The sequence below is a fragment of the Rubrilithobacter danxiaensis genome (assembly GCF_047272945.1).
GTDB classification, from domain to species: Bacteria; Bacteroidota; Bacteroidia; order Sphingobacteriales; family Sphingobacteriaceae; genus Rubrolithibacter; species Rubrolithibacter danxiaensis.
Genome location: NZ_JBKOPS010000003.1, coordinates 155429 through 177024 on the forward strand (window position 1 = coordinate 155429; position 21596 = coordinate 177024).

The window sequence follows — 21596 nt, forward strand, 5'->3', positions numbered from 1 at the left end:
AAAAATAAGCTTTTGACTAAACTTGTGAGAATAATCAAAAGCTAAAATATTTTAATATGGTTTAAATGCAGACCGGTTAAAATAATGAAGGATACTTTTCAGGATTGCTTTCATTCATTATTGAATAGGCAATTTCTATTACGTCATCTGCGGAAGGTTTCGAGAAATAATCGCCGTCTGTACCGTAAGGGGTTCTGTGAGATTTAGCTGTGAGCGTTCGTGGAGCCCCATCTAAATAATAATATCCTTTTTGCTCTTCCAGAACCTGTTGCAGAATAAAGGCAGATGCACCTCCCGGAACATCTTCATCTACCACCAAAAGTTTGTTTGTTTTTTTCAGCGAACGGGCACACAAGCGATCGTAATCAAAGGGATGCAAAGTCTGAGGATCTACTATTTCAATAGAAATTCCTAATTTTTCCAGTTCTTCTGCTGCTTCCTCAACCACCCGAAGCGTTGATCCGTAAGAAATTACGGTAATATCTGCTCCTTCACGCACAATTTCGGCTTTCCCGAGTGGCACTGTAAATTCTCCCACGTTTACGGGAAGTTTTTCTTTTAAACGATATCCGTTAAGACATTCGATTACTAATGCTGGTTCATCTGCACGCAACAAAGTATTATACATGCCTGCCGCCTGTGTCATATTTCTTGGAACACAAATATGTATTCCTCTCATAGAACCAAGGATCATAGATATAGGAGATCCTGAATGCCAGATGCCTTCCAATCGGTGGCCACGCGTCCTGATTACTAGCGGAGCTTTTTGCCCAGCCTTGGTACGGTAACTCAACGAGGCAAGATCATCAGAAATTACATAAAGAGCATAAAGCAGGTAATCCAGATACTGAATTTCCGCAATGGGCTTTAATCCCCGCATGGAAAGGCCAATTCCCTGTCCTATTATTGTACTTTCTCTGATTCCTGTATCAGAAACACGCATCAACCCATATTTATTTTGCAGGCCCGAAAACCCCTGGTTTACATCCCCGATACTCCCCACATCTTCACCAAAAGCAATTAAACGGGCATCACGGGCGAAATTTTCATCAAAACACGCATTGAGAACCTCTCTGCCATCTATCATTTTAGAATCAGAGGAATATGCAGCCGGAATTATCGGAACGTTTGCCGGAGAATCAATAGTTTCTGTAAACAATTTGGAATTATAGCGCTCGGCATTCAGTTCCATATGTTTTTTGTGCCATGCAAGCAATTGAGTTCTGCTTTCGGAGCTTTCAAAACGCAATAATCTTATTGCCTTCCTTACAGTTTCAAGCAAATCTCTCCGGGTAGGCATGGCAACTGCTTTAAGCTGTTGAGAAAGTCCGGTTAAGCGCTCGTCGTTGCTTTCCTTCAGTATCTGCTGCAACTCGTTCAGTTCTTCTGTAATTGGAGCATTGCATTCATTCCAGGCTTCCTTCTGGCATTGGCGCACGTATTGACGGGCATCCTGCTCCAACTGACTAAGCTCCTCTTCTGTAGCAATTGCTGATTCGAGCACCCATTTTCGCATTTGAACAAGACAATCGTATTCAGCCTCCCATTGCAACCGTTCTTTTGATTTATATCTTTCGTGCGATCCGGAAGTTGAGTGGCCCTGCGGCTGTGTAACTTCCGTAACATGAATCATTACCGGAACATGCTGTTCACGGCATATTTGAATTGCTTTTTCATACGTTTCACAAAGCCCGGGATAATCCCAGCCTTTTACCTTAAAAATTTCAAAGCCCTCTCCGTTTGCATCCCGCTGAAAGCCTTTTAAAACCTCCGAGATATCCTCCTTGGTTGTTTGATAACGGTTTGGAACAGAAATACCATAATCATCGTCCCATATTGATATTGCCAGTGGTATTTGTAATACGCCCGCTGCATTGATCGCTTCGAAAAAAACGCCTTCAGATGTTGAGGCATTGCCGATAGTACCGAAAGCTACTTCGTTTCCGTTAACAGAAAAATTGCGCAGATAGGAAAGTTCAGGATTATCACGATATAATTTGGAAGCCTGTGCAAGACCTACGAGCCTTGCCATTTGTCCGCCTGTTGTTGAAATATCTGAAGAAGAGTTTTTTATCGCTGTATGATCTTTCCAGCTGCCATCTTCATTAATGCTTCTGCTTGCAAAATGTGCATTCATCTGTCTCCCTGCGGAAGCCGGTTCAGCATTCACATCCGGATTGGCATATAATTGCGCAAAAAATTCCTTTATGGTAACCATGCCGGCGGCAAACATGAATGTTTGATCACGGTAGTAACCGGAACGCCAATCGCCCTCACGAAAAGCCTTGGCCATCGCAATCTGAGCTACTTCCTTTCCATCACCAAAAATGCCAAACTTTGCCTTGCCGGTAAGCACTTCCTTCCGTCCTATTAAACTTACCTGTCTGCTTTCAAACGCTATCTTATAATCATTGATAACAATCCTTTTAAAATCGTCAAACGTAAGTTCGGTAATATCAAATCGGTTGGTTTCGGTTGCTGACATATCTATACAAACAAGGCCAAAAATAATAATTTATTAGTCGTCCTGAAACTTACGCTCAATCCCTCACGTACAAAGGGGAAATTTTTTGAATCAAAGTAAATTATTATATTTGTATTAAACAGTTCGAAAATGAAAAAGATTTTAATGTTATTCTCAGTTATCTTGTCTTTTACCCTGATGACTGCTTTAAAAGCCGATAACCAACCTGAATTTAAGTTTGAAACTGAAACTCACGACTTTGGTAAAATCCCTCAGGGAAAACCTGTAAGTTACGAATTTAAGTTTACTAACGTTGGAGATCAGCCTCTTATAATCAGCGCTGTTGAACCAACATGCGGTTGTACTGTTGCAGATTATACTAAAACTCCTGTTAAAAAAGGCGAAGCTGGAAATATTAAATTAACATTTAATGCGGCAGTAGCCTCCTCTTTCACTAAGGCGGTAACTGTAAAATCAAACGCCAAAACACCGGTAAAAGTCCTGTATATAAAAGGAGAGGTAGTAAGTAGTAATTCTAAGTAAAACAGATTTAGTAAATATTCTCAGAAACCTCTCCTTAAACGGAGGGGTTTTTTTATTTTTGTCATTATATGCCTAAAATTTCAAACAAGGGAGTCCGGATGCCGGCTTCTCCTATCAGAAAACTTACACCGTATGCTGATAAAGCAAAACAGGAGGGGAAAAAGGTTTATCATTTAAATATAGGCCAGCCTGATATAGAAACGCCTCAGATCATGCTGGATGCAATAAAAAATATTGACTTCAAGGTTTGGGCTTATACCCCGTCTGAAGGTTTTTTTTCTTATCGTCAGAAATTAGCGGAATATTACAACAAACGAGGCTATAATATCAGTCCTGATAATATTATCGTTACAAATGGAGGATCGGAAGGTTTTATTATTGCAACACAGTCTTGTCTGGATCCCGGTGATGAAATTATAGTACCAGAGCCTTTTTATGCCAATTACAGCGGATTTGCCTGCATGAGCGATGCTGTTATAAAACCGGTACTATCCAGTATTGATAACGGTTTCGCTTTGCCACCCATCAGTGAGTTTGAAAAGCTTATTACAGATAAGACAAAGGCTATCTTTATTTGCAGTCCGAATAATCCAACCGGGTACTTGTATTCAAGGGAAGAGCTGGAAAACATCAAGATCCTTTGCCTGAAATATGACCTGTATTTGTTTGCCGATGAGGCATACAGCGATTTTTGCTATGACGGACAAAGTTTTGTATCGCCCATGCACCTTAGCGGAATTGATGATAATGTAATTGTGATAGATACCTTATCAAAAAGATACAGCGCCTGCGGAGCAAGACTGGGATTTCTGATTACTAAAAACAAAAAAGTGCTTGCTACAGCGTTAAAATTCGCACAGGCCCGCTTAAGCGCCGGAATGGTTGAGCAGATTGCAGGGGAAGCTGCTATTGACACTCCTCCTTCCTATTTTGAAAATGTTAGAAAAGAATATTCAGAAAGAAGAAAAATATTAGTGGATTCCCTGAATAAAATGGAAGGTGTATTCTGTCCAAATCCCGGAGGCGCTTTTTATGTAGTAGCCCGTTTTCCGGTAGATGATGCGGAGAAGTTTTGCCAATGGATACTGGAAAAATTTACTTATAATAATCAAACGGTTATGCTGGCTCCCGCTTCAGGATTTTACAGCACGCCAGGGAAAGGCAGGGATGAAGTAAGATTGGCATACGTTTTGAACAAGAAAGATCTGGCTGAAGCGATGATCTGTTTAGAAAAAGCCCTGCAGGAATATCCGGGCAGAACAGCTAAAAAAGAACAGGTTTTGATGAACAGCTAAAAAACAATCTGACAGTATAACATAGGGGTCGACCGGAATTGACAGGATGGAGATGACTATGTAAGCATGCAGCGCATTGTGAGTAAAGCGCTTTAATCTCAACTCTCAAACTATAATTGGCGAAAATAACTACGCCTTAGCTGCTTAATTTAGAATTAAGTAAGCTTTTGTCCCGCTAAGCAGTTGTTCTGTTAGCTTGGCATACGGGGCATCGATTTACAGAACTGGCCTGGTTAAGGTGCGATAACCGGGCGAGAACAAGCACCTACGGAAGACGGTACAGGCAAGCAACTGGCCTTCCCCTTCCCGACAATTAAATAGTTGCTAAGCATGTAGAAAGCGTAATTCATCCCATGTTTGGACGAGGGTTCGAATCCCTCCGACTCCACCAAGCAAATATGAAAAAGCCATCATAATATTATTGGATGGCTTTTTCATACATCTTTTTAAAAAACAAATCGATACTTGCAGTTCCGATAATTATTTAAAAACTTCAGCTGCATACAATCATAATTTCTCAACTTAACAATTGGGAATATCCGAGTAAATAATCCTTTACAATTATGCTGTCAATATTTATATATAAATGGTTCAATTTATATTAGTCCTTTTATATTTGATCTTCCTAAAGCCAAAGCTAATATTGATATAAATGGTTTCTTCATTATTAAAACAATTTACCACAGAAGTACATTTAAATCTTGAAAAAAAACTTATTTCAAAAATAAAATTAATTCGTTCTGCTAAAGATTATTCAAACATTCTGCAAATCTTTTATGGTTATTTCGGTCCTCTGGAAAAAAAGATTGATGAATATTTAGATAAAGAAATTTTACCTGATTATTTATTAAGGCGAAAATCAGCAGCTATTCTATACGATCTTAAAACCCTGAACATTGATATTTCAAATGATGCAGCTATAAATGAAGAACTTCCTCAGATTGATAATAGCTTTCAGGCATTGGGGGCGTTATATGTTCTTGAAGGATCTACTCTAGGAGGTAAAACAATTGCAAAGATGATTGAAAGTACTATAGGTATTAGTAATTCTCTTACATTTTTCAAGAGTTATGGAAATGATACAATGAGCATGTGGAACATATTCAAGTCTGTTTTAAACAACCTTGATTTAACTGAACCTCAACGTAAAGAGGTATTAATATCAGCAAAAGATACATTTATCAAATTTGAAAACTGGATAGAAAAGAATGACTCAAGAAAAAAATTATGACTCGGAATTCTGCGGCAGCCTCCCCCTGCATCAGGTAAATATGATTCAACCCTACGGATACCTGATAGTTATCGATAAAAAAGATCTTAAAATTATTCAGGCAAGTGAAAATATTGTTCAGCTATTGGCAAAACCGGCAAATCAGGTTGTTAATACCTTTTTAAATGAATATCTGCACCCTTCTGAAATCCACAGCATTACCGAAAAATTTCAGAATGATATAAAAGATAAAATTCCACTAACTTTTTCTTTTTCTGAATCTACTGAAAAAAAAGAATTTCTCGCTTTGCTTCATGCTAAAGCAGATTATATAATTATCGAATTGGAGGAGGTCTATCCGAACGAAAAGAACTCTTTTATTGACGTATTTCAGCGACTAAAATACATAATGGCAGAAATTGACCTTGCCACAACCGTACGGGAGGCTTGTAGTATCGCCATCCGGGAGTTAAAAAAACTTTCAGGATTTGATAAAGTAATGATGTACACCTTTGATGAGGAGTGGAATGGTACCGTAATTGCCGAAGCAATGGAAGAAGGAATGGATGCGTATTATGGACTTAAATTTCCTGCCTCTGACATTCCAAAACAGGCTAGGCAATTATATCTTACAAATCCATACAGACTTATACCCAACAGGGAATATACTCCTGTAAGGTTATACCCGGTAATTAACCCGCTTACTCATGCATTTATTGATCTTTCTGACTGTAATTTAAGAAGTGTAGCTGCAGTGCATCTGGAATATCTCGGCAATATGAATGTAATGGCTTCTATGTCTACGCGGGTACTGATTAATGAGCTATTATGGGGACTGATATCATGCCACCACCGGCAGGAGAAGCATTTAAGCTATGAAATGTGTTCTGCTTTTGAACTGCTTTCAAATTTTATATCCGCTAAAATATCTTCTATTATTCATAAAGAACACGCTGAACGTTCACGGAGCCTGCAGGAAAAACAGGCCAGAATAATTGAGCAGGTCTATTCAAAAAAGAATCTGGTCGAGGGATTATTTGACGAACAAGTGAATATAATGGACCTTATTGAATCCACAGGTGCAGCAATAAACTTTATGGATAATATTACTACAATAGGGAGTACTCCATCTGTTGAAGAAATTGAAAATTTATTACTATGGCTTCAAACCAGAAACACTGATACCGTATATAACGAGTCGAAATTGCCGAAGGTTTATGATGACGCGGATAATTACTATAAAATTGCCAGTAGCATTTTAGCAATTCCTATAAACACACAAAAAGGTTATTATATTGTTCTTTTCCGGCCAGAAGTGATACAAACGGTAAGCTGGGGCGGTAATCCGAATGAAGCTATTAATTTTGATAGCGATAAAAAGAATTACCATCCTCGAAACTCATTCAATATCTGGAAACAAGTTGTACAAAAAACCTCAGTTTCATGGACGAGGGAGGAACTTGATATTGCAGAAAGGCTTAGAAGCTTTATTTATGAGTTTTCAACAAGATATCTGGCGAATTGATTAACATGGAGACGAGTGCTGTAAATACGCAGAAAAATAATATGCTTAAAAAGTCCGAACATTACATCGTCGCTATCGGCGCATCTGCAGGTGGACTTGAGGCTATTCATGATTTTTTTGATAATGTACCGGAAAGCACCCAGCTGTCTTTCATTATTATACAGCACCTCTCTCCCGACTATAAAAGTTTACTGGTCGAGTTGATTTCCAAACATACTCATATGCAGGTTTTTGAGGCACAAAACAACATGCCAGTGCAAAAAAAATGCGTATATGTAATCCCCAATAACAAACTGATGACGATCAGGAACGGGAAATTAGTTCTTGCAGAAAAGTCAGTTGGAAAAGGCCCCAACACAGCAATAGATACCTTTTTATATACACTTGCTGAAGAGCGAAAAGGAAAGGCTATTGCAGCTATTCTTTCTGGTACAGGAACAGACGGAACACGTGGTATCGCTGCCATAAAAGAATGCGGAGGGATGGTGATCGTACAAGATCCTCTGACTGCTAAATTTGATGGGATGCCACATAGTGCGATAAACTCCGGTCACGCGGATTTTATTCTTCCTCCAGAAATGATGCCTGAAGAGATTTATAATTTTATCCAGGAAAATCCAGCAAGAGTGCTTAATAAAGGCAAAGTTGATGACAACCTGCTGGAAAAAATCCTGGAGCATGTTCTTAATCATACAGGTTATGATTTTAATAACTATAAGGCTCCCACTATTACTCGCCGATTAAGCAAAAGGATGTTACAAGCCGATTTTGATAAGCTTGAAGATTATCTGGCTCATCTTGACAAACATCCGGAAGAAGCCAGACAGCTAGGTAAGGAATTCCTGATCGGGGTAACTAAGTTTTTCAGGGATAAGCCTGCTTTTCAGCTTTTAGACGCTTATATTATACCAGCAATAGTAGATTCAAAACAGGATGGAGATGTACTAAAAGTATGGGTTACAGCTTGCAGTACAGGTGAAGAAGCTTATTCTATAGCGATTTCAATTGACCAGTATTTGCAGAAAAAGAAGCGAAACCTGGATGTAAAAATTTTTGCTACTGATATTAATGAGAGCAGTGTCCATTTTGCATCTAAAAATGCTTACCCGCTTTCGATTTCAAAAGATATTGAACCTACGGTTTTAAAAAAATACTTTATTCAAACGGCTAAATCTTATTCCGTAGTTCCACGAATAAGAAAACAGATAGTATTTGCGAAGCATAATATTATTAAGGATCCTACTTTTATTAATAATGACTTGATATCCTGTAGGAATATGCTCATTTACATGGATCCTGTTCTGCAGCAGAAAGTCCAGACGAAGCTTCACTTTTCATTAAATTCCTCGGGATACCTGTTTTTGGGTTCCAGCGAAACGGCATCTTCGATAAAAGATGGTTTAAAAGAAGTAGACTCGAAATGGAAGATTTATAAAAAAAACGGAAACGTGAAAATTAACACCACGAACCTTTTTGGAATTGATGATTCTGTAAAACCCCGCGAAAGAACCGTTCCGGGTATCCGAAAAAGAGGAGATACTCAGAGAGATATTCTCTTAGATTTCAGTGAATTGATTTGTGAAGACCTGGGCTATGTAGGATTTTATATTGACCACAACTATGCAATAAAAGAAACGATAGGAAATTACAGAAAATACTTGTCTCTTCCCGAAAAACAGCTTGCCCTTAATCTGTTAAAAATGGTTCCGAAAGAACTATCTGTAGCGATAAACACGGCAGTAAGAAAATCATCAAAAGATTTAAAAAAAGTATTACTAAAAAGTGTAAGATATAAAGAAAACGACAGGGATGTCTTTGTTAATATTTTGGTTAAACCGGCAAATATTGGTATCGGAGCTGCAAATACTCTGATTGTTATTGGAGAAAATATACAGAAAGAAGTTTCTCCAGAGCCTGCATTTACAGCTTATTCAGCAGCTGAACCGAATGAATATGTACTTGAATTGGAAGCTGAACTAAGTGAAACCAGGACAAATCTGCAGATGGCTGTAGAAGGGATGGAAACAACAAATGAGGAACTGCAATCAAGCAACGAAGAATTATTATCAGCCAATGAAGAGTTACAATCAAGCAATGAAGAACTTCAATCTTTAAACGAGGAACTCCACACCCTGAATACGGAGCATCAAATCAAAATCAAAGAGCTGGTAGAATTAAATGACGACTTAAACAATTATTTTAGCAGCACCAATATAGGGCAGATATTTCTAGATTCCGACCTGAATATCCGGAAATTTAATCCGGCAGCCACCAGCCTCATTAACCTAATAGAAACAGACATTGGAAGGCCTCTGAATCATATCTCAACAAACTTCAAATATGACAATCTGCTATCAGATGTAAAATATGTAAAAGAACACGGTCAGATTATTGAGCAAGAAGTTGTTCTGGCAAATGGCCATAACAGTTTGGTTCGGCTTTATCCTTATATAAGGCAGGATAAACAATACGACGGTGTCGTTATTACTTTCGTTGACATCTCTGCCATTACCCATTTAAATAACATTATAAAAGGTGTTTTTAACTCCAGCTTAAGTGCCATTATGGCCCTAAAAGCGATAAGAAACCCAGAGAATCAAATTATTGATTTTGAGTGCATAACCGCCAACTATGCATCTTTACAATTAACTGGCCCTAATGTTAAGTCGCTGCGCAAAAATGCGCCTGTTCTTTTAAAAGATGGCTTTTTAGAAAAGTACAGCCAGGTAGTTAAAACAGGAAAACCACTACAGGCCGAATTTCATAATAAGCAGGAGGAAAAGGATGAGTGGTACCATGTTGTTGCAGTAAAAATGCTCGATGGACTTGTAATAACATTTACTAATATAACTGATAAAAAAGCTTCAGACATTAAGCTCAAAAAGAATTACAATGAACTTATTGTTGCACGGGAGAATCTAAAGAGCCTTAATTCACAACTCGAAGATACAGTAAACAAACGCACCAAAGAATTATCTGAGAGTGAAGAACGTTTCCGGCTGGTAGCTAAAGCCACCAATGATGCAATTTGGGATTGGAATCTAGTTAATAATCACATCTGGTGGAATGAAAGTTTTTATGCTCAGTTTGGCTACGAGCAGGTTGAAGCCAGTCAATCGGGTGTATTCTGGTTAGAACATATTCATCCTGCTGACCGCCAGAGAGTAGAAAGTAATGTTTACGAAGTGATAAATTCCGGTAAAAAGATCTGGTTTGAGGAATATCGGTTTATGAAGGCTGACGGTTCTTATGCCTATATTTTTGACCGTGGCTATGTTTTACATGATGAATTTAATACCCCTTACCGGATGTTGGGTTCTAAGCTGGATGTAACCAAACTTCGAGAAGCGGAAAGAAAAGCGCTTGCTTCTGAAGGAAAATTTAGAAGGATCTTTGAATCAAACATGATCGGGATGTTTTTCTCCAATTACAAAGGCGAAATTATCAGTGCCAATGATTATGTATTAAATATGCTTGGCTTTAGCAGGAAGGATATTGAAGAAGGCAAATTACGATGGGATAACCTTACTCCTCCCGAATACGCCAAATTAAACAACAAGGCAATTGACCAGTTAAAACATGAAGGTTTATGCCCCGCTTTTGAGAATGAATATTACAGAAAAGACGGCAGCAGAGTGCCTGCCCTTGTTGGTTCGGCCGCTATAGAAGAAGATGACGCGATTGATGCTGTAACCTATGTAATTGACCTTACTGAGAAAAAGGAAGCAGAAGCAAAAGAAAAAGAGTTGCAAAGTGCCGTTAAAAAGAATGAGGATAAATTACGTTTCCTTGCAGACGCTGTTCCTCAAAAAATCTGGACAGCATTACCAGATGGCAATATTGATTATTTCAATAAAGTAATGCTGGATTATACAGGTAAGAGTTTGGAGGAATTCCGCACCAAAGGCTGGAAAGACATTGTGCATCCTGAGGATTGGGAACGTTATATCACAGAATGGTCAAAAGCAATTGTATCAGGACATGATTTTGAAATAGAGCGACGCCTGTTAAATGCAGAGGGAGAATACCGATGGCATTTAACCCGAAGTATTGCCCAACACGACTCTGCTGGAAATATTACGATATGGATAGGTTCGAGTACCGACATTCATGAGCAAAAAACCCTTACAGAGGAAATAAAATCGAGTGAGATTTATTTCCGGCAACTGGCAGACAAAACTCCTTTCATGATATGGAAAGTGGATGAAAACGGGCAATGTAATTATGTAAACATCCCCTGGATAACCTTTACCGGACTTTCTTTTGAGAATAGTATGAAATTGGGCTGGAACAAAGCATTTCATCCTGAAGACAAGGAACGGGAATATACTAAATTTATGGATTGCTTCCATAAACGGGAAAGTTACCAGTCTAAATTCAGGTTAAAAAGAAAAGACGGCGAATACCGCTGGGTATTAGGACAAAGTAATCCTGTAATTAATGATTATTTTGAAGGATATATAGGTAGTTTGACTGACATTCATGATCAGGAAATGGCTCAACAAACCCTGAAGCTTTTAATGCAGAAGAAAGATGAATTTATGAGCATTGCCAGCCATGAATTGAAAACGCCTATAACCAGTATGAAGGCATCCTTACAGTTTGTGGAACGAATTGCTGATCAAAACGAGGAAATAAAACCTGTTCAACCATTTCTGGAAAGAGCTACACGCCAGATAAACAAACTCAGCGACCTTGTAAACGACCTGCTTAATGTTACTAAAATACAGGCAGGAAAAATGCTACTAAATAAGACAAGCTTTACAATTGGACAGGCTATACAAGATTGTGCTGACCAAATACAGATAACCGAGGATTCGCATCGTATAGAAATAAAAGGGAAAACCGACACTGTTATTTTTGCAGACAAACATCGTATTGAGCAAGTAATAATTAATTTCCTCTCTAATGCTATCAAGTATTCTCCACAAAGTGATAAAGTAATTTTAACCATAAAACCAGGAGCAGACCATGTACGGGTTGAGGTAAAAGATTTTGGAATTGGAATACCTGAAGATAAAGTAAATTATGTCTTTGACCGTTTCTTTCGTGTACAGGAGTCTTCCCAAAAATTCTCGGGCCTTGGGTTGGGATTATACATCTCTGCCGAAATTATCAGAAGGCACGGAGGAGAAGTAGGTGTAGTCAGCAAGGATGGTAATGGTTCAGAATTTTGGTTTACACTCCCTCTTAACTAAAAATACGTGTAGTAGATTGAGCCAGCGTAGAAGTTGCAGATGTATTTAATTCGGCGGTCTTATTTAATCTCAGGTAATTCCGCTGGTTTCGGAGATCTTTTACATAAACCCGAGTTCCAGTTTCGCTTCTTCACTCATCATTTCCCGATCCCAGGGGGGATCAAAAGTGATTTCTACCCGGGCTTCTTTAACTCCTTCTATTTGTGAAAGCTTTTCCTGCACATCTCTGAGGATTATATCTGCAGCCGGACATGCCGGAGCGGTCAGGGTCATAATAACTTTTACAATGCCATTTGTATTGGTTATCAGCTCGTATACCAGGCCGAGCTCATAAATATCTACAGGTATTTCGGGATCGAAAACCTCTTTCAGTTTTTCAATTACCTGGTCTTTTATTCCTACCGGATCATTAATAATCATACCTGTGATTTTTTAACGGAGTCGAGTGCAACTGCGTATAATTTTATCTGCTTTACCATTGACAGTAATCCGTTGGAACGGGTGGGCGAAAGATGTTCCTTTAGTCCTATGCGGTCAATAAAGTAAAGTTCAGCTTCGCGGATTTCCCTTGGAGTATATCCTGACAAAACCCGCACTATCAGGCTCACCAGCCCCTTTGAGATAATGGCATCACTATCAGCCGTAAAATAGAGCTTTCCATCTTTATACTCAGGATATAGCCATACTTTAGACTGGCAGCCTTTAATCAGGTACTGATCCTGTTTGTAAGCAGGATCTATTACAGGAAGTTCCTTCGCCTCCTGGATGATGTATTCGTACTTATCCATCCAGTCGGTAAGGAATTCAAATTCCCCGATTAATTCGTCCTGTTTCTCATTAATGGTCATTCTTTTCTTTTTATACCAGCATGTTAATAACCTTTTTAAGGCTTTCAACAAAACGGTCAATTTCGTCTGTTGTATTGTAAAGTGCAAAAGATGCCCTCACAGTTCCGGGAATGCAGAAGAAGTCCATAACCGGTTGTGTACAATGATGGCCAGTACGTACAGCTATTCCCATTTTATCGAGCAAAACGCCTACATCATACGGATGTGCACCGGTAACAGAAAGCGACAAAGAACCGGTTTTCTCTTTTGTCCTGCCTATAATGCTAACGTTCGGCAAGTCTGCTACCGCCGATGTTGCATACTGCAGCAAACCCGTTTCAAACTCTGCAATTTCTTTAATACCAATTTCTTTAATAAAATCGACAGCCGCTTTCAGGTTAATGGCACCTTCTATATGAGGCGTACCCGCTTCAAATTTAAATGGCAGCTCGTTATATTCTGTTTTAGGGAAAGTAACGGTTTTTATCATGTCTCCCCCACCCTGGTACGGAGGCAGCTTATCCAGCCATTCTTCCTTACCATACAGTACACCAATACCTGTAGGGCCGTACATTTTGTGGCCGGAGAATGCAATAAAATCGCAGTCAAGCTGCTGAACATCTATGGGAATATGCTGAATTGCCTGGGCTGCGTCAATTAAAACAGGTGTACCATTCTGATGCGCAAGTTCAATAATTTCCTTTACCGGGTTGATAGTTCCCAACGTATTGGACACATAACTGACAGCAACTATTTTTACTGTTTCATCCAGCAAATTCCGGTACTCATCCATAATAAGTCCGCCATTTTCATCTATCGGGATGACCTTAAGAACTGCTCCTCTCTTTTCACACAGCATCTGCCAGGGAACAATATTAGAATGATGTTCGAGGGCCGAGATAATTACAGAATCTCCTTTATTAACAGCATATCTTCCATAAGTATCTGCTATTAAGTTAATGCCGTCTGTTGTCCCTTTGGTAAAAATAACTTCTCTGGAACTTCGGGCATTTATAAATTCAGCAATTGTATTACGGCTTATTTCATATGCATCTGTTGCTTTCTGACTAAGATAATGCACACCACGATGGATATTGCTGTTAATACTTGTATAATAATCGCTTATGGCGTTAATAACAGCCCAGGGCTTCTGTGTTGTAGCAGCGTTGTCAAAATAGATAAGCGGTTTTCCAAATACAGTTTGGTGGAGGGCAGGAAATTGTGCATTTACCGGCTCTCCCTGGTATTCGAGGTATTTTTGTATGCTTTCTGTTTTAATTTCCATCAATCCTTCTTTCTTAACAGCCTTACTAAGCAGTTATTAAGCTTTCGTTCTGCAGTTTCAGCTTTAATAAATCAAGCACGTATTCCTTTAAGGCAGGGATAGTGATCTTTGAATGAACATCAGATACAAAGGCTTCTACCAATATCCGTTTTGCAGTTTCTTCACCAATTCCGCGAGTTTTAAGATAGAAAAGTGCTTCTTCATTCATTTGCCCCACAGTAGAACCGTGCGAACATTTCACATCGTCGGCAAATATTTCGAGCTGCGGTTTACTATCAATCGTAGCCTGGTCACTTAACAATACATTATTATTTTGCTGAAACGCATTTGTTTTCTGGGCATCAGGACGAACAAATATTTTTCCGTTAAATACCGCGTGCGACCTGTCCATCATGATTCCCTTATAGAGCTCTGAACTGTTGCAGTTAGGTGACTGATGGTCTACCAGAGTGTGATTATCTACGTGCTGTCGATCGGACGTGATGTAGGTTCCGAGCAAATTGGTTTCCGTACCTGTTTCTTTAAGCCTGAAATTCAAATCGTTTCTAACCAGCGAAGCTTTACCCAGTGAAATATTGGTGTTATTAAAAATACTGTTTCTGCATTGCTGCACTTCACGATGATGAACCAAATACATATTCTCGCCCAGCGAGTTGATGGTATGAGAATGCAATACGGCGGATTGGTTCAGTTTCTGCTCATTTACATAACTGATAAACACCGGCTCAGTGGTAGAAGAACGGAATGTTTCTATCAGTGTCGCCTCACTCAATTCTTCTGCTAAAACCAGCATGCGGTAAGGAATAAAAGCTGCTGAACTGTTTCCTGTAAAAATATGGGAGATATGTATGGGCTTTTCAATAAGCTTTTTTGCAGCAACGTGAAGCACGCTGAACTCTTTAAAAAACGCAGTGTTCAATGCCAGCATCGAATTTTCTTCGTCAAAAGCAATCGTGCCGATCTTCTCTGTATATTGAGGTTTGGATAAGGCAGCGCCGCCATCCAGAAAAGTAACACCTTCAGGTAAGGTATCGGAAAGTTCGGGAGCAAGTTTTCCATTGATAAATACAACCTTGCAGGCATCTAGACCTGTTATCGCAGTTGTACATTTCTCAAAAATTTTATCGCCAGCCTGAAACTTAAAATCTTCTTTTAAAAGCCTGTTCAGGTTTGTAAATTTCCAGTCCTCGGTATTTATTGAAGGAAATCCGTTTAAACTGAATTGCTGAAAAGCGGAAACTCTTTTGCTGAGTAATTCTGCTGATTCAAACTGCCTTTCAGGTAAGTGTTCCTTCTCAAAGTTTTCTGACAGGTATTGATAAAAATTATTAAAAATTCCTTTTCGCATTCAATTAATCCATTAAAAAGTCAACACTTGAAATCAAATCCTGACTTTTATTTTTTATTTTCACCCCCTTTACACGCCGCTAAGCTCTTCTTTCAGCCAGTCATAGCCTTTTTCTTCAAGCTCTAAAGCAAGCTCTTTAGTTCCTGATTTTATAATCCGTCCATTGTACAGAATATGAACAAAATCCGGCACGATATAATCCAGCAATCGTTGATAGTGCGTGATAACAAGAAACGCGTTATTTTCCGACCGGAGCTTGTTTACACCTGACGCCACTATCCTTAGCGCATCAATATCCAGGCCGGAATCGGTTTCATCCAGGATCGCTAACTTAGGTTCAAGCATAGCGAGCTGCAAAATTTCATTTCGTTTCTTTTCGCCGCCAGAAAAACCCTCGTTCACAGAGCGGTTTACAAGCGACGCGTTTAATTCTACCAGCGCCTGCTTTTCCTTCAGCAACTTCAAAAAGTCTTTAGAAGACAAAGGAGGCAGGCCGCGGTAAGCATGGATCTCTTCGAGCGCTGTTTTTAAAAAAGTAATATTTGAAACTCCCGGAATTTCTACCGGATATTGAAAAGCAAGAAAAAGGCCTTCCCTTGCACGATCTTCGGGCGACATTTCAAGCAGGTCTTTTCCATCAAATTCAACTTTTCCGCCTGTAACTTCGTACGCTTCGTTTCCGGCCAGAACCGATGCCAATGTACTTTTTCCAGAACCATTTGGTCCCATAATAGCATGTATCTCGCCAGCCTTTATTTCCAGGTTAATCCCCTTCAGTATCTCTTTGCCCTCTATAGCAGTTTGAAGATTATGTATATTCAGCATGTGTATTTCTTTCTTGTTGTTAAAATTAGCCTACGCTGCCATCCAATGAAATTGCCAGCAATTTTTGTGCTTCAACTGCAAACTCCATCGGAAGTTTATTTAAAACTTCCCGTGCATAACCGTTTACAATTAAGGCAACTGCTTTTTCAGAATCTATCCCCCGTTGATTCAGGTAAAAGATCTGGTCTTCGGCTATTTTTGAAGTAGTTGCTTCGTGTTCAATAATTGAAGTGCTGTTTTTCCCTTCAATATAAGGAAATGTATGAGCGCCGCATTTGTCGCCGATAAGGAGTGAATCACACTGGGTAAAATTGCGAGAATTAGCCGCATTTCCGTGGATCTCAACCAAACCGCGGTAGCTGTTCTGACTTTGCCCGGCCGAAATACCTTTTGAAATAATCCTGCTTTTGGTATTCTTACCGATATGGTGCATTTTAGTACCGGTGTCTGCAAGTTGTTTATTGCGGGTTAATGCAACGGAATAAAACTCGCCGGTGGAATTATCACCTTTAAGTATTACACTCGGATATTTCCAGGTAATTGCTGACCCTGTTTCTACTTGTGTCCAGGAAATTTTAGAATTATCTCCTTTACAGATTCCGCGTTTGGTTACAAAATTATAAACTCCGCCTTTGCCTTCCTTATCACCGGGGTACCAGTTCTGAACAGTCGAATATTTTATTTCCGCATCATCCAGGGCCACAAGCTCTACTACTGCTGCGTGCAACTGATTTTCGTCTCGCATGGGAGCGGTACAGCCTTCCAGGTAGCTTACATAACTTCCCTTATCCGCAACAATCAAAGTACGCTCAAATTGGCCGCTGTTTTTAGCATTGATACGAAAGTAAGTAGAAAGTTCCATAGGACATTTTACACCTGGCGGAATGTAGGCAAACGATCCATCGGAAAAAACAGCGGCATTTAAGGCTGCAAAAACATTATCGCTCGAAGGCACAACCGAACCCAGGTACTTTCTTACCAGATCCGGATGATTTTGAACAGCTTCACCGAAAGAACCAAAGATTATTCCAACTTCTGCAAGCTTCTCTTTAAAAGTGGTAGCCACAGAAACGCTGTCAAAAACAGCATCTACCGCAACTCCCGAGAGAATTTTTTGTTCCTCCAGCGGAATTCCCAATTTGTTGAATGTATCAAGCAGTTCCGGATCCACTTCATCCAGGCTGTTTAATACTTTCTTTTTAGGTGCGGCGTAATAGGAAATATCCTGAAAATCAATATCGGGCATTTTAAAATTCTGCCATTGAGGTAAATCCATCTGCAGAAAATACCTGAATGCCTTTAGCCGCCACTCAAGAAGCCACTCCGGTTCATTTTTCTTACTTGAAATAAACCGGATGGTATCTTCATTGAGCCCTTTGGGGGCCATTTCCATTTCTATATCGGTAGTGAAACCATACTCATACTCATTAGTAGCTAATGTTTCCAGTAAGTTTTGGTCTTTACTCATTATATGCTCCTTTTTCTAAAATTCTTACCAGGAAAAGTGACTTTTTAAAGCTCCTGAAACAGATTGTATAAATATCGGCAATCCTTATTCTTTAAACGAAAAGTTTTGCAAGAGTAGTGTAAAGATTGGTTTTTACAAGTTTTAAGTAACAAATTTATGTAAAAACAGGGCTTTTCTGGAAGGTAAGATAAAAACCTGAACACTTTTATTTCTGCATGTGTTTATTAAATTAAGAGCCCTTATTTACAGCTAATTTTATACCGTAAATTATATCTAAAGGATGGAAACCGTATTAATACCTACTGATTTTTCTGACAGTTCTTTTAACGCTGCAAAGTACGCTGCGGAACTGAGCAGGGAAATTAAAATCGGCCGGATCGTTCTGCTAAAATCCTATCATATTTCTGTTTACGAGCAATTGCTTTGCACAGCCGACTTTGTTCAATTAAGCCAGGATGAGATTGACGAGGAAATTGAAGATCAACGTAATAAACTAAAAATGCTGGCTTCTGAATTGCAGCGAATTGCAGACACGGATACTGTTATTGAAATAAGAGTAAGTGAACTACAGTTAATAAGAAGTATTTATGAAACAGTTCACCAGGAAAGGGCTGACCTGATATTGATAGGAAGCGATGACAAAGTAAAAACCGGACAGGAAAGTTATATAGGCAGTAATGTAATCAATATTGCCAAATCAAGCCCGATTCCCGTTTTGATAATTCCACCGGCATACCGTTTTGAAGCAGTGAAAAAGGCTGTTATAGCATGTGACCTTAAAAAAACGAGCCAATATCTTTCTGAAGAAAGATTACTTCGAATTTTCAAAAATATACCTGCGGATTTTTTGGTACTGAATGTAGATCCTACCGGCAAACACTTACATCCGGATGAAAAATTACAACATGAGTTAAACCTCCTAAACCAAAAACTGAAAGATTTCCGTTACCAAACCTATTTCAGCGAAAATAAAGATATTATTAAAGGAATTCTAGATTTTACTACAGAACAGCAGGCACAACTAATTATTGCCTTACCTAAAGAACACAGCTTTTTTAATTCCTTAACACATAAAAGTATTACAGCCGGCTTGTCTATGGCTTCCCAAAAACCAGTGCTGATACTGAAATAAAAGCTACTCTTAAAGCTGCAACATCGTTGTGCCTGCGTGAATTTATTCTACAATAATTTCATCAGCAAATAACCAGGCTGGCTGACCTTCTCCACTATGCCCTTTGGGACATTGGCCTAGATTTTTAGCCGTTATCCTGATAAACTTTGCTTTTTGACCGGAAAATTCCGCTCTAAAGTCATGCTTAAGTGCATTTTTTTCATCCGGAGAAATAGTGTTTGTACTGGTTTTTACTTCTTTGTAATTTTTACCATCAACAGATAACTCAAACTTCACATACTGAGGAAGAAAAATCCAGTCCCGATAATTTTGAAGACAACCTATGGTCATACTGTGAATAGTTTTTTCCTCACCTAAATCAACTGTAGCTACCAGGTCTTTTGCAAACCATCCGTGCCAGTATTTACCTACTGCTGTTGTTCCCCTCACACCATCTGTTAAAGAATTAGGGCCATCTGCCCTATAATATGTACTTACCGAATCTCTGTATGTTACATTCCGGCCAATAGCCTGGTGCATTACAAAACTCTGTTCTGCCGGTTTCGCCCCCATTACTTTACCATTTAGAACAGTAACGGCTTTTAATAGCACGGATGAATCTATGCTAACCGGGCCTGCATATCGCTTACTGTTAATGGAAGGTTCTGTACCATCGAGCGTATAGTAAATAGTTCCGTCTATTGATTCAGTAGAAAGCGTAACATTTAATTTTCCGTTTTGGGATTTAGGAGTTATATCAACCTTAAAATTACCGGGGCTATAACGTAATCCCTTTTGCTCAAAACCAGCAAAGTGATATTGAAGCCTTTTATTAAATCCCACCCAGTCTTTGTTTTCTTTCGGGGCCCATACTACTTCTGCAAGCGCCAGCATACGGGGCAGAACCATATATTCTAAATGCTCGGGGGTTGTTATGTATTCAGTCCATACATTTGCCTGGGCACCCAGCACATATTTTTCTTCTCCATTGTTCAATTCTTTTGGCACGGGCTCGTAATCATACACCTTTTTCAAAGTATTAAAGCCTCCTATTGCAAATGGCTCACCCTCCGGGCCGGCCTGGTAATGGTCAAAATAAACAGGATATCCGGGTGTCATAATTACTTCGTGTTTCATTTTTGCAGCTTCAATACCTCCGCTTTCTCCCCGCCAACTCATTACCGTAGCTTCCGGCGCAAGGCCACCTTCCAGTATCTCATCCCAGCCAATCATTTTTCTATCCTTACTGATAAGGTATTTCTCTATTCTTTTAATAAAATAACTTTGCAACTCATTCTCATCCTTTAACCCTTCTGCCTTTATTCTGGCCTGACAACGAGGGCAGTTTTTCCACGATGTTTTATCTACCTCATCACCACCTATATGGATATATTTAGAAGGGAATAAAGCAATTACTTCACTAAGCACGTTTTGAACAAATGCAAATACCTCTTCATTGCCCGGGCAGTAATTGGAACTCATGCCGGTGTAATCACCTCCTGTTAAAGGTAATTGAGGCTTTTGTGCACAGCTAAGAAACGGATATGCTGAAATTGCTGACGCTACGTGCCCCGGCATTTCAATTTCCGGAACTATTGTTACATTTCGTTGAGCTGCATATTCAATGATTTCTTTTATCTGTTCCTGTGTATAAAAACCACCGTAATCGGCGATTTCTTCTGGTTTAGCCTGAGGCCTGTCACTCCATACCTTATCCGTTTGGTTTACCCTCCATGCTCCCGTTTTTGTGAGTTCCGGATATTTCTTTATTTCAATGCGCCATCCCTGGTCATCAACTAAATGCCAGTGAAAGGTATTCATTTTATAACTTGCCAACAGGTTTATGTACTCCTTCACCATTTCAGGCGAGAAGAAGTGGCGACTCACATCTAAATGCATTCCACGCCATTTAAATCTTGGATAATCGGTAATGTCCATGCACGGAACCTGTAAAGCTGCATTGGAATGAATTTGAGGCAGTGTCTGGAATAGTGACTGCATTCCGTAAACAATACCTGCTTTTGTATTTGCCTTAATAATAATACCTGATGCGGTAACGTAAAGCTGATAGCCTTCATCACCTATATTACTGATTTTCTCAATGATTAATTGAATTGATTTCTCTTTCTGTTTATGCAAGGGAAGCTCGTATCCGGATATGTTTTTAATATAAGAAGCAAAAAAATCAGCAGCAGACTTCAGTTCCTTTTCTGAGCGCTTGAAACGGATTGTAGTATGGTTGTCTATTGTAAAGTAACCATTCCCTAATCTAAGCTGAACCGGTTTAGGAATGATACTAACTGTTGATTGAGCAAAAAGAAGAACCGGGTAAAGCAGAATAAATAAAAATAATACTTGTTTTTTTCGCATTGGATATAGTATGAGATTGTCAGGTGGTTAAACTGGTTAATTGTTAGAGTTAGTTAATTATTAGATTAAGTTGTTAAACTGTTAGATTGTTAAAGTTAGGTTAATTGTTAAAGTAGGCTGGTAAATT

Annotated in this window: 14 protein-coding genes and 1 other RNA gene; 7 read left to right on the plus strand and 8 right to left on the minus strand. The window is 39.1% G+C overall.

The window, feature by feature from the left end; all coding sequences use genetic code 11:
• Window positions 1-76 precede the first annotated feature (76 nt).
• On the minus strand, window positions 77-2485 hold the full coding sequence (locus tag ACLCDL_RS04755) for an alpha-ketoacid dehydrogenase subunit alpha/beta (RefSeq protein ID WP_423147129.1): 2409 nt from the start codon (window positions 2483-2485) through the stop codon (window positions 77-79).
• A 129-nt stretch (window positions 2486-2614) separates the two neighbouring features.
• Between ACLCDL_RS04755 and ACLCDL_RS04760 the strand changes: the two genes are divergently transcribed.
• From ACLCDL_RS04760 to ACLCDL_RS04785, 6 genes are all read left to right on the plus strand, one after another.
• Window positions 2615-3007 carry a DUF1573 domain-containing protein gene (locus ACLCDL_RS04760; RefSeq protein ID WP_423147130.1) on the plus strand — a complete coding sequence of 131 codons (393 nt, stop codon included), beginning with the start codon at window positions 2615-2617 and terminating at the stop codon, window positions 3005-3007.
• 68 nt (window positions 3008-3075) lie between these two features.
• Window positions 3076-4302: a pyridoxal phosphate-dependent aminotransferase gene (locus ACLCDL_RS04765; RefSeq protein WP_423147131.1), complete on the plus strand. Its 1227-nt coding sequence runs from the start codon at window positions 3076-3078 to the stop codon at window positions 4300-4302.
• A 24-nt stretch (window positions 4303-4326) separates the two neighbouring features.
• Window positions 4327-4693, plus strand: a transfer-messenger RNA (tmRNA) gene (gene ssrA / locus ACLCDL_RS04770).
• Between the two features lie 261 nt (window positions 4694-4954).
• Window positions 4955-5533 carry a biliverdin-producing heme oxygenase gene (locus tag ACLCDL_RS04775; RefSeq protein ID WP_423147132.1) on the plus strand — a complete coding sequence of 193 codons (579 nt, stop codon included), beginning with the start codon at window positions 4955-4957 and terminating at the stop codon, window positions 5531-5533.
• Entirely contained in the window at window positions 5511-7037 is a 1527-nt protein-coding gene (locus ACLCDL_RS04780) for a GAF domain-containing protein (RefSeq protein ID WP_423147133.1), read from the plus strand. Before ACLCDL_RS04775 ends, ACLCDL_RS04780 begins: the two co-directional genes overlap by 23 nt.
• Before the next feature lie 5 nt (window positions 7038-7042).
• Window positions 7043-12235 carry a PAS domain S-box protein gene (locus tag ACLCDL_RS04785; RefSeq protein ID WP_423147134.1) on the plus strand — a complete coding sequence of 1731 codons (5193 nt, stop codon included), beginning with the start codon at window positions 7043-7045 and terminating at the stop codon, window positions 12233-12235.
• Between the two features lie 99 nt (window positions 12236-12334).
• On the opposite strand, the gene ACLCDL_RS04790 is transcribed toward ACLCDL_RS04785, so the two are convergent.
• The 6 genes from ACLCDL_RS04790 to sufB all read right to left on the minus strand — a co-directional run bounded on the left by ACLCDL_RS04790 (window position 12335) and on the right by sufB (window position 17988).
• Complete coding sequence (locus ACLCDL_RS04790; protein WP_423147135.1) at window positions 12335-12655, minus strand: metal-sulfur cluster assembly factor; 321 nt, start codon at window positions 12653-12655, stop codon at window positions 12335-12337.
• Window positions 12652-13083: a SufE family protein gene (locus ACLCDL_RS04795; protein WP_423147136.1), complete on the minus strand. Its 432-nt coding sequence runs from the start codon at window positions 13081-13083 to the stop codon at window positions 12652-12654. Before ACLCDL_RS04795 ends, ACLCDL_RS04790 begins: the two co-directional genes overlap by 4 nt.
• A gap of 10 nt (window positions 13084-13093) precedes the next feature.
• Window positions 13094-14347 (minus strand): aminotransferase class V-fold PLP-dependent enzyme, encoded by a 1254-nt coding sequence (locus ACLCDL_RS04800; RefSeq protein WP_423147137.1) that lies wholly within the window; start codon window positions 14345-14347, stop codon window positions 13094-13096.
• Between the two features lie 25 nt (window positions 14348-14372).
• Window positions 14373-15695 (minus strand): Fe-S cluster assembly protein SufD, encoded by a 1323-nt coding sequence (gene sufD, locus ACLCDL_RS04805; RefSeq protein ID WP_423147138.1) that lies wholly within the window; start codon window positions 15693-15695, stop codon window positions 14373-14375.
• 69 nt (window positions 15696-15764) lie between these two features.
• On the minus strand, window positions 15765-16520 hold the full coding sequence (gene sufC, locus ACLCDL_RS04810; protein ID WP_423147139.1) for a Fe-S cluster assembly ATPase SufC: 756 nt from the start codon (window positions 16518-16520) through the stop codon (window positions 15765-15767).
• Window positions 16521-16545: 25 nt separating this feature from the next.
• Entirely contained in the window at window positions 16546-17988 is a 1443-nt protein-coding gene (gene sufB, locus ACLCDL_RS04815) for a Fe-S cluster assembly protein SufB (RefSeq protein ID WP_423147140.1), read from the minus strand.
• Window positions 17989-18268: 280 nt separating this feature from the next.
• Here sufB and ACLCDL_RS04820 point away from each other — a divergent pair, with 280 nt between their 5' ends.
• Window positions 18269-19120, plus strand: a complete 852-nt coding sequence (locus ACLCDL_RS04820; RefSeq protein ID WP_423147141.1) for a universal stress protein — start codon at window positions 18269-18271, stop codon at window positions 19118-19120.
• 42 nt (window positions 19121-19162) lie between these two features.
• Here ACLCDL_RS04820 and ACLCDL_RS04825 read toward each other — a convergent pair whose 3' ends face one another.
• Complete coding sequence (locus tag ACLCDL_RS04825) at window positions 19163-21469, minus strand: glycoside hydrolase family 20 protein (RefSeq protein WP_423147142.1); 2307 nt, start codon at window positions 21467-21469, stop codon at window positions 19163-19165.
• Window positions 21470-21596: the final 127 nt, after the last annotated feature.